General features: G+C 61.1%; 13 protein-coding genes and 1 tRNA gene. 6 read left to right on the forward strand and 8 right to left on the reverse strand.

The window, feature by feature from the left end; genetic code table 11:
- A partial coding sequence (locus tag H043_RS0126040; RefSeq protein WP_027614276.1) for a LuxR C-terminal-related transcriptional regulator occupies positions 1-270 on the forward strand: 270 nt, incomplete at its 5' end.
- 351 nt (positions 271-621) lie between these two features.
- Here the strand turns inward: H043_RS0126040 and H043_RS0126045 are convergent.
- The 6 genes from H043_RS0126045 to H043_RS0126070 all read right to left on the reverse strand — a co-directional run bounded on the left by H043_RS0126045 (position 622) and on the right by H043_RS0126070 (position 7,226).
- Complete coding sequence (locus H043_RS0126045; protein WP_027614277.1) at positions 622-1,968, reverse strand: glutamine synthetase family protein; 1,347 nt, start codon at positions 1,966-1,968, stop codon at positions 622-624.
- A 21-nt stretch (positions 1,969-1,989) separates the two neighbouring features.
- On the reverse strand, positions 1,990-2,547 hold the full coding sequence (locus tag H043_RS0126050; RefSeq protein ID WP_027614278.1) for a helix-turn-helix domain-containing protein: 558 nt from the start codon (positions 2,545-2,547) through the stop codon (positions 1,990-1,992).
- Between the two features lie 13 nt (positions 2,548-2,560).
- A complete protein-coding gene (locus tag H043_RS0126055) occupies positions 2,561-3,850 on the reverse strand; it encodes an FAD-binding oxidoreductase (protein WP_027614279.1) in 1,290 nt (429 codons plus the stop codon).
- 93 nt (positions 3,851-3,943) lie between these two features.
- Positions 3,944-5,128, reverse strand: coding sequence for a DUF2252 family protein (locus H043_RS0126060; protein ID WP_027614280.1), 1,185 nt, complete (start codon positions 5,126-5,128; stop codon positions 3,944-3,946).
- Positions 5,129-5,190: 62 nt separating this feature from the next.
- Complete coding sequence (locus tag H043_RS0126065; protein WP_027614281.1) at positions 5,191-6,519, reverse strand: ATP-binding protein; 1,329 nt, start codon at positions 6,517-6,519, stop codon at positions 5,191-5,193.
- A complete protein-coding gene (locus tag H043_RS0126070) occupies positions 6,516-7,226 on the reverse strand; it encodes a response regulator (RefSeq protein ID WP_027614282.1) in 711 nt (236 codons plus the stop codon). The genes H043_RS0126065 and H043_RS0126070 overlap by 4 nt, the downstream gene beginning before the upstream one ends.
- Before the next feature lie 166 nt (positions 7,227-7,392).
- Between H043_RS0126070 and H043_RS0126075 the strand changes: the two genes are divergently transcribed.
- From H043_RS0126075 to H043_RS30865, 3 genes are all read left to right on the forward strand, one after another.
- Positions 7,393-7,716 (forward strand): hypothetical protein, encoded by a 324-nt coding sequence (locus tag H043_RS0126075; protein WP_027614283.1) that lies wholly within the window; start codon positions 7,393-7,395, stop codon positions 7,714-7,716.
- Between the two features lie 35 nt (positions 7,717-7,751).
- Complete coding sequence (locus H043_RS0126080; RefSeq protein ID WP_027614284.1) at positions 7,752-8,423, forward strand: DUF3313 domain-containing protein; 672 nt, start codon at positions 7,752-7,754, stop codon at positions 8,421-8,423.
- Between the two features lie 322 nt (positions 8,424-8,745).
- Positions 8,746-8,922, forward strand: a complete 177-nt coding sequence (locus H043_RS30865; RefSeq protein WP_256214499.1) for a hypothetical protein — start codon at positions 8,746-8,748, stop codon at positions 8,920-8,922.
- 6 nt (positions 8,923-8,928) lie between these two features.
- On the opposite strand, the gene H043_RS0126090 is transcribed toward H043_RS30865, so the two are convergent.
- The gene (locus H043_RS0126090) at positions 8,929-9,537 is read right to left on the reverse strand and encodes a TetR/AcrR family transcriptional regulator (RefSeq protein WP_027614285.1); all 609 of its coding nucleotides are present in this window, start codon (positions 9,535-9,537) and stop codon (positions 8,929-8,931) included.
- A 159-nt stretch (positions 9,538-9,696) separates the two neighbouring features.
- On the opposite strand from H043_RS0126090, the gene H043_RS0126095 reads away from it, so the two are divergent.
- Together H043_RS0126095 and H043_RS0126100 are read left to right on the forward strand one after the other, a co-directional pair.
- Positions 9,697-11,079: an aspartate aminotransferase family protein gene (locus H043_RS0126095; protein ID WP_027614286.1), complete on the forward strand. Its 1,383-nt coding sequence runs from the start codon at positions 9,697-9,699 to the stop codon at positions 11,077-11,079.
- Positions 11,080-11,278: 199 nt separating this feature from the next.
- On the forward strand, positions 11,279-12,571 hold the full coding sequence (locus H043_RS0126100; protein ID WP_027614287.1) for an OprD family porin: 1,293 nt from the start codon (positions 11,279-11,281) through the stop codon (positions 12,569-12,571).
- Positions 12,572-12,816: 245 nt separating this feature from the next.
- Here H043_RS0126100 and H043_RS30375 read toward each other — a convergent pair.
- A tRNA-Sec gene (locus H043_RS30375) sits at positions 12,817-12,909 on the reverse strand.
- Positions 12,910-12,931: the final 22 nt, after the last annotated feature.

A 12,931-nucleotide genomic window follows, 5' to 3' on the forward strand; every position in this document is an offset into this window, starting at 1 on the left:
CTCAGCCTGGTTGCGACGGCCGCTTTTTTCGCGGCTCGGCGGTTGCTTGAGGCGCCATTGGACGAAGCGTTAAGAACCCTTTCCCCGCGAGAGCGCGAAGTCATGGAATGGACGGCTGCCGGAAGACGGCAAGCGGATATTGCAGCGACTCTCGGTTTGTCGGAGCGTACAGTTGAAAATCACCTGCGCTCAGCACGCCGACGTCTGGGCGTGACAACGACAGCACAAGCCATCAGGATGGCCATTCGTAACGGCGAGATCGATGGGTAAGGACGCGGCAAGACGAGTGCTAGACGGTTTGGACTTCCGAGTAATTTCCTCATCAACTGATCTGAGTGTCCACTGTTGGCCGCAAGACGCCACTCCCGACCGCCTGCTTTTGGCCGATAGCTGCCAGCCAACGTCAACTATTTCCAACTCAGCGCAGACATTACACGGGATGGCGTTGGATTATCTCCAAACGTCATTCGAAGCCGTTCTTCCGCCATCCTCACGCCCCGTGTTCAAAATATCTCTTGGCACGCTCTTCAATTTTGATGAGCGATGGAATTCACCGGTACTGAACTCCATCCGGTCATCGCGGCCCCTGCACCCGATTCATGTGGTGTGCTGAACCAGTGATCACAAATACCAGCGATACTCCCGCGCACTGATCTCCTGCATGAATGCCAGGTGATCCTGACGTTTGTTCTCGCAATACACGTCGACAAACTCGGCGCCCAGTCCCGCACGCAGTTGTGGCTGATGCTGCAAGGCGCGCACCGCGTCGAGGATTTCCGTCGGGAAATCGATGCCGCTGTTGCGATCGTCGTTGAGTGGCGGGATCGGTTCCTTGCCTGATGCCAGACCATGTTCCAGGCCCACCAGAATTGCCGCCAGCACCAGATACGGATTGGCGTCGGCGCCGGCCAGACGGTATTCGATGCGCAGGTTTTTCGTGTCCGATTCAGGAATGCGCAGGCAAGCGTCACGATCCTCGTAACCCCAGCTCGCCTTGGTCGCGGTGTTTACCGTGCCGCTCAGGCGGCGCATGGCGTTCTGGTTCGGCGCGAAAATCGGCATGCTGTGCGGCAGCAGATCCAGGCAGCCGGCCACCGCGTGGCGCAGTGCTTGCTGGTGATTGGCGGCCAGCAGGTTGTTGCCAGCCGCGTCATACAGGCTGACATGCACATGCATGCCGCTGCCCGGATGCTGCACGTACGGCTTGGCCATGAAACTGGCGCGATAGCCGTGCTTGAGCGCGACTCCACGGGTGCTGCGACAGAACAGCGCCGCCCAGTCCGCAGCACGCAAGCCGTCGTCCAGATGGCCGAAATTGATTTCGAACTGCCCCGGTCCCAGTTCGGCGGTGATCACCGTGGCGTCGATGCCCTGAGCTCGCGTTGCTTCCACCATTTCGTCGAGCACTGGGGCGAAGCGCGACAGACGCTCGATGTGCATGTTCGGCTGATCATCGGCGTCGTCGGTCAGCTCGTCGCGAGGGAATTGCGGCAGGCCGTCGCGAAGTTTTTTGTCGAACAGATAGAACTCTAGTTCGAAGGCCACCACCGGGTGAATGCCTTTGCCCGCCAATCGATCCAGTACCTTCGCCAGCACTTCGCGGGGTTCGAATTCGATCGGTTTGGCGGTGCCGTCGGAGGTAATCAGCATCTGCCCCAGCGGTTGTGCTTCCCAAGTCACGGGCTTGAGTGTGCCGGGCACCAAGCGGCGCACAGCGTCCGGGTCGCCGTCGTTGAAGCAGTAATCACCAATCTTGAACAGACCGCCCTGCACGCCGAGCAGCACGCAGTTTTGCGGCAGTTTCAGCGCGCTGCCCGCCGCGACTTTTTCGAGCATGTCCACCGGATAGCGCTTGCCGTAAAAATGCCCCGGAATGTCCAGGGAAATCAGGTCAACATAACGCACCTCGGGGTAGCGTTGGCGAAACGCGCGCACTTCGGCGAGCAGGTCAGAGCAGACAGCGTCCATCGTGTTCATCCTTTGTTGTTATCAGGTGTAGACCCAGAGCACACGGGTGAGCTGCCCGGTGAGGTTGCCGTAGCGACAATGGGTGTGACTGTCGAATTGAAAACTGTCGCCGGCCCTCAAGGTGACCGGCTCGTCGTCGTTGCCCAGCCACAAGGTCAGTTCGCCTTCGAGCACATAGCCGCCCTGCTCCGAGCTGTCGCTCATGTGCCGGTCGCCACTGCTCGCGCCCGGTTCCAGATGACTTTCGAGCATGGAGAACGAGGCACGCATCTGCGGCGACACCAGAATGTCGGTGATGCCGTTGGCGTAATACAGCGTGCGTCGTTCGTCCGGACGGGTGACCCACGGCACTTGTTTGGCTTTGGGCAGGCTGTAGAAATAGGTGGTCGGCACACCGAGGGTTTCACTGATCGCGGTGAGGTCGGCCACGGTCGGGCGCGACAAGCCGCGTTCGACTTGCGAGAGAAAACCCACCGAACGGCCGATTTTGTCGGCCAGCTCTTTGAGGGTGTATTTCTTGTGCTTGCGCAGGTCGTGGATCAGGATCGCCAGCGCAGCGATTTCTTCTTGCTTGTTCATGGTCAAAATCTCATCAAATGCTGTCGCGCAGGCGATACCAGGCCTTGCCGATGGCTTCCAGCGGTGCGGCGAAGTGCTTGCCGCCGGGGAAACGGCCATTGCTCAGGCCCTGGTACAACGCCAACTCATCGTCCTTGCCGAGAATCGCATCGGACACCGCACGGGCCGCGGCCAGCGTCGGCAACACGCCATGCCCCGAATAACCCTGAAGCCAATAACGATTGCCGTCGCCGCCGACATCCGGCGTACGGTTCATGGTCAGATCGATGTGCCCGCCCCAGGCGAATTGCAGCTCGACGCCCTTGAGCTGCGGAAACACGCGTTCGAGAAACGGCCGAGTTGCCGCCGCAATGTCCTTGGGCATACCGCCCAGATAGGTGCAGCCGCCCCCGAACAGCAAGCGGTTGTCCGGCGTGCGACGGAAGTAATCGAGGACGAACTGGTTGTCGGTCACACAGACGTTGCTCGGCAGCAGCGCGGTGGCTTGCTCCGGCGTCAGCGGTGCGGTGGCGACTTGATAGGTGCCGACCGGCAGGATGCAGCTGGAGAGTTGCGGGTCGAGCTCATCGAGATAGGCATTGCAGGCCAGCACCAGCACGTCGGCCTTCACCGAACCGCGCTCGGTATGGACCCGGTAACCGTTGCCCTCCTGCTGATAGCTAAGCGCTTTGCTTTGTTCGTAGATATGCCCGCCGGCGCGTTCGATGGCGGCGGCAAGCCCCAGCGCGAGTTTCAGCGGATTGAGGTGTGCGCCTTCGGCGTCAAAGAGGCCGGCCCGATAACGATCACTGGCGACCCATTGCGGCAAGTCTTCACGAGGAATGAACTGCAGACCGTCGTGGCCCCACTTGTGACTGGCTTCGTGTTGCCACTCAGTCAGCAGGCTGACTCGACGCTGCATCACCGACGTCCACAAATGGCCGGGGCGATAGTCGCAATCGAAACCATGCCGCCCGGGCAATTCACGCAGCTCCTGCGCGGCCCAACGCATGCCGTCCCACAGACGCCTGGCGCGCTCATGGCCGAGCGCGGCTTCCAGCGGCGGCATGTCGCACGACCAGCCCAGAATCGCCTGTCCGCCATTACGTCCCGACGCGGCCCACGCCACGCGACTGGCTTCCAGCACGGTAACGCGCTTGCCGGCCAAAGCCAGACGCAATGCGGTGTGCAGCCCACTGAAACCGGCACCGATGATCACCACGTCGGTGTCGTGCGCACCTTCCAGTGCCGGTCGTGTGCTGAGAATATCGGCGCAACTGTGGGCGTAATAACTGGCGACATGCTGTTGGGATTGCTGAAACATTCGGCGCCTCATGAAATTTATTTCTTATAATTTCATGAAAATCTACAGAACAAATTTCATATCGGCAACCGACAACTGTTTCACTCACACAGATCAGTGCTCCAGCGCATAACGCCGGCAATGCTCCAGATAACCTTTCTCATGTTTGCCAACCAACTGCACAACACTGGTCCACAGCCACGACGGTGCATCCAGCGTCTTCGAGCGACACGCCTGCAGTTCACGCATCCATGAAGCCCGGGTGCTCATGTCCATCTGCCGGGCATGGGCCAGCCCCACGACACGGGCCAGATAGCCGGCGGCGAGCATCGCGTCGGTCTGGCTCAACTGATCCAGTTCCAGTTTCATGTCTTGAGGCAGCAGTTCGCGGATGAAGAAGCCATGGTCGAGCACCCGAGTGGCAATCATCCGATTGCCCAGGCCCGGGGAGAGAAAACGCGCACCTTCGACCACACGTTTGCCGTTGTCGCGAGGCATCGCGGCTCGCGCCACTCGTGGTGCGGCGGCAGCAACTGCCTCTTTGATATCCAGCAGGCAATATTCCTGATCATCGCCCTCGCCCACCCCCAGCAACACCGCATAACGCTTGAGCCCCAGCGAACTGCAGCCTTTGACCCAATAGGCCGAGTCGAGCAATTTCACCCGATCGTCCTTTGAGCGGCCCTTCAGGGACGTCACCAGCGTATGGACGTCAGGCGCTGCGCAAAGCGATTTCAGCGCGTTGCGCTCTTCCCGTGACAGCGACCAGAAATGCTTGCCCAGCGGAATGGTCGGTTTAGTGCTTTCAATGCGCTCCTGGGCCAGATGCTTCCAGGTGCGCTGCACCGCGTTGCGCATGCCGGCCTTGACTTGCGCGGGTCTTGGCGGCTCTTTGTCGACGTCGTCTTCGAATGCTTGTTCATAGCCGCGCATCATCTCTTCAAGCATGCGCGCGGTGGCGACGCCGGGCAGGTCCGAACCTCGGGCGGCGGTGGCCAAGGACAGCGCCAGACGCACCAGATCATGCGCGGGGTTGCCGATAACGGTTTGGTCGAGGTCGCGGATGTGAATGTCGATGCGCCCCTTCAGATCGCCGGTCGGCCCCAGATTGCCGGCGTGACAATCGCCGCAGATCCACACCGCCGGCCCCTTCGGTAAGTTGCGGCCCGGTTGGCTGTGCAGCCACTCATAAAACTGCACCGTACTGCCACGGACATAGGCGTGGGCGGAGCGAGCCATTTTTAGATTGCGCAGTTGCGACAGCGGTTCAAGACGTGCGGAGGGCCGTGGGGTTTTCATGGACGCTTCTTGCAGAGAATGTGTCCTGTTGACCGCCCGTCACGAGCAAATGTTTCAAAGTATTACAAAGGCAACTCAACCCGCGCCAGCAAACCACCGCTGCTGCGATTGCTCAATGTCAGTTCACCGCCCTGCTCGCGCACAATCGCCCGCGCCGCCGACAGCCCGAGCCCGACACCACCGGTATCCCGGTTGCGCGAGGTTTCCAGGCGGAAAAACGGGTCGAACACCCGCTGCAACGACGCTTCGGGAATCCCCGGCCCGTTGTCACTGACGTCGATGCACACGCTGTAACCGTCGCTGCTCAGGGCGATTGCCGGCTGCTGCGCGTACTTTTCGGCGTTTTCCAGCAGATTGACGATCACCCGTTTGATCCCCAGCGGCCGGCCCTCGTAGACCAGATGCGCCGGGCCGTGGAAATCGATGGCAATGTTCTGGTCGCGGTAGTCGTCGATGATCGTCTGCAGCAATTCCGAGAGGTCGAACGCGGTGCTTTGCTCCGGCTGAGTGTCTTCCCGAAAGAACGCCAGTGCCGCGTTGATCATCGACTGCATTTCTTCGATGTCGCGGATCAGTTTGCCCTGATGATCAAAGTCTTCCATGAACTCGCTGCGCAGGCGCATGCGGGTCAACGGTGCGCGCAAGTCGTGGGAAATCGACGCGAGCATGTGCGTGCGTTCGCTGATGTAGTGCTGAATCTGCGCCTGCATGGTGTTGAAGGCGATGATCGCCTGGCGGATCTCGTCGGGGCCTTCGACTTTGATCGGCGGCGCACGCAGATCACCGCCAAAACGCCGGGCGGCGCTGGCAAAGCGTTGCAGTGGCTTGGCCAGTTGCTGCGTGGCCAGCCAGGCCACCAGCACGGTGGCGATCAGGCCGAGGGCGATGATGATCGCGATGCGCGTGCCGATGTCCAGGCCCCAGGAGCGTTCGGGCGAAGAGAACAGCAGCCAACTGGCATCCGGCAGTTGAATCAGCGCCGCATAGCGGCCCAGCGGGCTGCCGCTCGGCCAGTCAGCGGGATTGAACACCCGAATGTCTCGCTCATCGCCCAACAACTGATGCAACCCCGACGTCTTGTTGGCGAGGAGCTGCGTGCCACCTGCTGGCAATCCAAGTTCGTCGCGTTGCGCACTCCAGGTCACTTCCTGCGTCGGGCCGGTTGCCGCGTGCGCCAGTTTCGGGCGTAAAGGCGCTGGTGCAGCCTCGATCACTTTGACGGTCGCGGCAATCTGCTCCAGCAACCCGGTACGTTCAATCGGTGGTCGCGCCCAGGTCCCGGCAACCTCCACGAACAGGAAATTGAGTGCCAGCGACGCGAGCATGGCCGCGACGATGGTCAGCGCGATCCGCCGACTCAGCGGATCACGGCGCAGGAATCGATGGATCATGAACGAGTGACCTTGGCGGTGAACATGTAACCGCCGTTGCGCACGGTGCGGATCAGGTCCGGGCGCTTACTGTCCGGCTCGATCTTGCGGCGCAAGCGACTGACCTGCACGTCGATGCTGCGATCGAAGGCGTCGTGGCCCTGACCGCGAGACAGGTCGATCAGTTGCTCGCGAGTGAGGATGCGCTGCGGGTGTTCGAGAAACACCACCAACAGATCGAACTCGCCACCAGACAGCGGAATCATCACGTTTTCCGGGGAGCGCAGCTCACGACAAGTGATATCCAGATGCCAACCGGCGAAGGCGATCACCGGCCGCGAGGGTTCACTCGCCGGGCTGACCTGTTCACCGGCGCGACGCTGCACGGCGCGCAGGCGGGCCAGCAGTTCACGTGGGGCGAACGGTTTGGTGACGTAGTCATCGGCGCCCAGTTCGAGGCCGACAATCCGGTCGCTCAACTCGCCCATGGCGGTCAGCATGATGATCGGAATGCCCATCTGCGCGCGCACTTTCTGGCACAGGCTCAGGCCACCTTCGCCGGGCAGCATCAGGTCGAGAATGATCGTGTCCGGGCGCTGCTGGGCAATTGCCGCCCACATCGCTGCGCCGTCGGCGGCGACATCGACCTCGTAGGCGTGCTGGACGAAGAACTTCTTCAGCAGGGCGAGAATTTCCACGTCATCGTCGACGATCAGCAGTCTGCTCACGGGCACAGGATCCTCAGGCCAAAAAAAGAATGCATCTAAAACTATTCTGGCGGGCGGGTCATATATTTCAATCGAGCAACATTCCGTCGCCCCGGACATCAAGCGGACATTCTGCGGCAAAACCCCTCGGGCACCCTGCACGCCATCGACAACCGGGGGGCTTTCAATGAGCGCATTGCACAACCGTTATACCGCCGAGGGCCACGACGCCCGCTATCCGTTGATTCTCAGCCAGCGCACCAGCGCGCCCGAGCAGGATACGCCGCTGTTGTTCCAGGAGTTCTGCCTGGGCCTGTCAGATGATCAAAGCCGAATCGTCCTGCGCCGCTATTTCGAGCAGTACGGCCCCGGCGATTCGCAATGGGTGGAGTACGCGCATTCGATACCGACCGCCGACCTCATCCAATGGATCATGAGCCACGGCCAATTGCACATCGAATGCTCGGACAACACCCCGCCGCTCTCCTCCCCAATCACTGCCCGCGCTTGAACGACGCGGGGCAAAAGCGCAAAACAAGGATTCGCATGATCAGAAGCCATTGCTTGATGTCGGTGCTGTGTACGGCGTCCCTGAGCCTTTCGGCCTGCAGCAACAAAACCGTCGAACCGCAGAAGTACACCGGATTTCTGCACGATTACAGCGTGCTCAGCGAGCGCCAGTCGCCATCTGGGCAGACGGTGCTGGGTTGGGTCAGCCCGGCGCTGGCGCGGGGGCGTTACACCCAGGCCTATCTGGCGCCCAGCCAGTTCTACCCGAGCGCCGCGCCGACCGAGCGGATCCCGCTGAGCACGCTGTCCGGCGTCACCGACTACTACGACGCCGCGCTCAGGCTGGAACTGGGCAAGGTCATGCGCCTGATGCCGCAACCCGGCCCGAACACCCTGACCATCAGACCGGCGATCACCCGCGTCGCCGCCAGCACCCAGGGCCTGCGTTTTTATGAATGGCTCCCGGTGACCTTGATTGCCGCCGGCGTGAGCACCGCCACCGGCATCCGCGACCAGGACAGCGAAATCACCACCGAAGTCTCATTCGAAGACGGCACAACCGGCGAAGTGGTCGCCGAAGTCGTGCGCAAGGGCATCGGACTACCGCTGGAAAACGACAAACAGGTGCTGACCGCCGATGACGTCAAAGCGGTGCTGGACGGTTGGGCCAGTGATCTTGGGAAGTCCTACCTGGCGACCCGTCGTTAGCCGAGCGACTTTTTCAGCTAGCCTTGCTCACTGAATGTGCTGACCTATTCGCGAGCAAGCCCGCTCTCACAGGGGAACTGCATTCCAATGTGGGAGCGAGCCTGCTCGCGAAAGCGGTGTGTCTGGCAACTAGTCACTAGAGACTTTCAGCGATCGAAAACACCGTAGACAAGGTCTTGAGCAATCTGCCGGGTTACCAGTTGCTCAAGGACACCACCACACGCTTTGCCGGGATGGAAACCCCGACGGCTCGAAGGTCGGCCTGATTGCCGAGGAACAAGGCTGGCGCCTGTGTCTGGTGGTGGAAAGTCTCGGTGACTGGATGACGGTATACATGCCGGATGGCGGAACGGCCGGTGGCACGGCGGGCGAAGTGCGCTTGCTGCAGTCCCGCGAAGTGATCATTACCGAGCTGTCGTGGCTGACCATGGCCGCCGGGTTGCGCCGTGGCGGACGCGGGATGCTGGAGCAGATGCAGCCGTGGTTGCCGAAAACCTGAAAACCGCTACTCGCTGCTCAAAATGCCATGGCAGATCAAACCCAGCACACCGCGCATGTGTTCGGCATGTGCCGCCCTGTCCGGCTCAGGCTCGGTCGCCAGACGGATAAACGCCATGTTCGCGTACTGGTTGAACAACGTCGCCGCCACGTCCAGATCGACTGACGCCCGCACCTTGCCCTGCGCCTGAAAATGCCCGAGCAGCGTCTTGGTCTCTTCGATCACCGCCGCATTCCACGGGCTCAACGCCAGCGCCAGTTCACCCGTAAGCAGAAACGGCGCCAGTTCACGCCACAACGAGGCCGGCATCGCTTGCAGTTGGTAGTCGGTCATCAAACCTTCGAACTCGCACAACGCCTCCAGCGGATCACTGTCGTCGTCCAGATTGGCCCGCGCCTCGCGCATCGCCTGCTCGTCCGGCTGTTTGAGCAAGGCCAGCAGAATCTCCTGTTTGCCACCGAAATAATTGACCACCGTCGGCGCGGAAACCCCGGCCTGGACCGCGATCTGGTCCAGCGTGGTGGCCGCAAAACCGTTGGTCTTGAACAACTCCAGCGCTGCCTGCGCGATGACTTCCCTGCGCTGTTCCTTTTGCCGTTCTCTGAGCCCGCTCATGGTGCTGATGTCCTGTCTTGCTGATCGGCGTCAGCCTACGGATTTCTTTTTTTACCGACAAATATTTTCTTTACAAAAATATTTTTAAGTGACAAATATTGGCCGTGCACCGCTGGAATGAACGCGCACCCACTTGCCCCGTTTCTCTGGAGAACCGCCATGTCCGCCGAATTCGATCCGACCCGTAGCACCCGCGATTATCAGGCCGCCGACGCCGCCCACCACATTCACGCGTTCGTCGACCAGAAGGCGCTCAACGAGGAAGGCCCGCGGGTGATGGTCAGCGGTGATCGCCTGGCGTTGTGGGACAACGACGGCAATCGCTACCTGGACGGCATGTCCGGCCTGTGGTGCACCAACCTCGGTTACGGGCGCAAGGACCTGGCCGCTGCCGCGACCGCGCAGCTGCAACAACTGCCCTACTACAACATGTTCTTCCACACCACTCACCCGCAGGTGATCGAGCTCTCCGAGCTGTTGTTCAGCCTGCTGCCCCAGCACTACAGCCACGCGATCTACACCAACTCCGGCTCGGAAGCCAACGAAGTGCTGATCCGCACCGTGCGCAAGTTCTGGCAGGTGATGGGCCAGCCCGAGAAGAAAATCATGATTGGCCGGTGGAACGGCTACCACGGCTCGACCCTGGCTGCGACGGCGCTGGGCGGCATGAAATTCATGCACGAAATGGGCGGCACCATCCCTGACGTCGCGCACATCGATGAGCCGTACTGGTTCGCCCACGAGGGCAACCTCAGCCCGGAAGAATTCGGCCTGCAGGCCGCGCGGCAACTGGAAGACAAGATCCTCGAACTGGGCGCCGACAAGGTCGCCGCTTTCGTCGCCGAACCGTTCCAGGGCGCTGGCGGCATGATCATTCCGCCCGCCACCTATTGGCCGGAAATCCAGCGTATCTGCCGCCAATATGATGTGTTGCTGTGCGCCGACGAAGTGATTGGCGGTTTCGGTCGCACCGGCGAATGGTTCGCGCACCAGGCCTTCGGTTTTGAACCGGACACCCTGTCGATCGCCAAAGGCCTGACCTCCGGCTACATCCCCATGGGCGGGCTGATCCTGTCGCGACGTATGGCCGAAGCGCTGGTGGAAAAAGGCGGCGTGTTCGCTCACGGCCTGACCTTTTCCGGTCACCCGGTGGCGGCTGCGGTGGCCATCGCCAACCTCAAGGCCTTGCGCGATGAAGGCGTCGTCACTCAGGTGAAAAACGACACCGGCCCGTACCTGCAGAACTGCCTGCGCGAAGTGTTCGGCAACCACCCGCTGGTGGGTGAGGTTCAGGGCGTCGGGCTGGTGGCGGCATTGCAGTTCGCCGAAGACAAAGCCACCCGCAAGCGTTTCGCCAACGAGAACGACATCGCCTGGCGCTGCCGCACCATTGGTTTTGAGGAAGGCCTGATCATTCGATCGACGCTGGGCCGGATGATCATGGCCCCCGCATTGATCGCCACGCGCGCGGAGCTGGATGAATTGGTCGACAAAACACGAATCGCCGTGGATCGCACGGCTCGCGAATACGGCGTGCTGTAACGCATACCCCTTGTAGGAGTGAGCCTGCTCGCGATAGCGGTGTGTCATTAACATCGATCTAAACTGATCGACCGCTATCGCGAGCAGGCTCACTCCTACAAGGGAATCAGGTATGCCTTGAACTCAGCACATCGGCTCAATCCGGCACGGATGATCGTGCCCATCATCAGAGACCTTCCCTGATTGTCGGTCCCTCACGATGGCTCCCTCAACACCACGCTTTGCGTTGTTGGCACTGCTTTGCGCAGCGAGCGACAGTGCTTTGGCCAATGACTTCTTCGACGACGCCAAAACCGAAGTGCTCAGCCGCAACTTCTTCCTGAGCAACGACTACCGCTCGCCCTCTCCCTCCGGCAAAAACTATAAACAGGAATGGGCCCAGGGCTTTATCGGCACGTTCACCTCTGGCTACACGCCAGGCACTGTCGGATTCGGCATCGATGCCCACGCCTTTCTCGGCCTGAAACTCGATGGCGGCAAAGGACATTCCGGCACGGGTCTGTTGCCGGTCGACAGCAATGGTCGCAGTGAACCGAACTACTCCAGCGCTGGCGGCGCGTTCAAACTGAAAGTTTCGCGCACCACCCTCGCGTTCGGCGAGATGACCGTGGAAACGCCGGTGTTCGACACCTCGGACAAACGCCTGCAACCGGAATACGCCACAGGTTTGCTAGTGAACAGTCGTGAAATCGACAACGTTAACTTCACGGCCGGACACTTCACCGCATTCAAGAATCAGGACAGCTCCTCAGGGCGCGGCGACTTTTATGGTTACGGCGCCAACACCGAAGCCGGCGGAATCAGTTTTCTAGGCGTGGACCTGTTCGGCGACAGTCCGGTCGGTGGATCGCTTTACGCCTCGGACCTGAGCGACACCTGGCATCAGTACTACGCCAATCTGCACTTCAAACAGTCCGGCCTGTTGCTCGATGCCAACCTCTACCACACCCGCGATACCGGTCGGGCGCTGGCCGGCGCGATCGACAACACCGCGTTCAGCCTGTCCGGCAAGTACAGTTTCGGCGCGCACGCGGTCATGCTCGGCTGGCAACGCATAAATGGCGACACGCCGTTCGATTTCGTGGGCGGTGACTCGATCTACCTCGCCAACTCGATCAAATACGCCGACTTCAACGGCGCCGGCGAACGCTCCTGGCAAGCACGCTACGACCTCGACCTTGGCGCTTTCGGCATCCCTGGCCTGACCTTCATGACCCGCTACGTCTCCGGCGACCACATCGACGGCACTCACGCGCCCAAGGGCGGCGCGTACAACCCGTTCGATGCCGAGACTGGCGACTATCAGCCGCAGCAAGGCGCTGGCGGCAAGCATTGGGAACGGGATATCGATCTGAAATACATCGTGCAATCGGGCACGGCGAAGGACCTGTCGGTGCAGCTGTCGCATGTCTCGCACCGGGCCAACGAGGCACAGGCCGGGGATGATATCGACCGGATTTATTTAGTGATTCAGTACCCGTTGGGGTTCTGATGGCTGGTGGTTAAACCCAGCCTCTGGCCCGATGTCGCCCTACGAATCCATCGACTGGAAAAACTCCGCGAAGCCGCCGACAACGAAACCCTGCTGGTACGCGCCAGCCTGCCCCCCCCTGTGGGAGCGAGCCTGCTCGCGAAAGCGGCCGATCAGTCGGCATAGACGTTGAATGACGTACCGCATTCGCGAGCAGGCTCGCTCCCACAGGGGATTCAGTGCGTCATGGATGCTGCGGTAATCGGCGGAAGGCAGCCGGAGTCGAACCTGCCCGGGAACGGATGCCGTCCCCAACCGGGTTTGAAGCCCGGCCGCGCCACCGGGCGCGATTGCCTTCCTTTGAACTCAGGGTGCGTCGGC

The organism is Pseudomonas sp. URIL14HWK12:I6, from assembly GCF_000514195.1.
Classification (GTDB): Bacteria; Pseudomonadota; Gammaproteobacteria; order Pseudomonadales; family Pseudomonadaceae; genus Aquipseudomonas; species Aquipseudomonas putida_A.